We start from the raw sequence: 276 nt of genomic DNA, 5'->3' as shown, positions 1-276 counted from the left end.
AAAAGTGACGCGCCGCTCTGCGCCGCACGCCACCGAAACCGCCTCTCTGGAGGCGGTTTTTTCTTGGGCCATGCACAATAGCGGCATGCGACGACATTTGCCGAACGACACCGGGGTGGACGACGTGGAACTGGCGTTCTACGAGGCCTTGCAACAGGGCGACGTGGCGGCCCTGATGGACTGCTGGACCGACGACGAGGAGCCGGTGTGTGTACACCCCGGCGGCCCGCGGCTGCTGGGAGCGCCGGCGATCCGCGAGAGCTTTGCGGCCATGTT

At 65.9% G+C, this 276-nt stretch carries 1 protein-coding gene; it reads left to right on the top strand.

The window, feature by feature from the left end; all coding sequences use genetic code 11:
* Nucleotides 1-85: 85 nt before the first annotated feature.
* Nucleotides 86-276 (top strand): nuclear transport factor 2 family protein (locus HA630_RS00080; protein ID WP_208299870.1); only part of this gene is annotated, 191 nt, incomplete at its 3' end.

Source organism: Aquabacterium sp. A08 (assembly GCF_011742065.1).
This window is presented reverse-complemented; position numbering and strand designations above follow the sequence as displayed.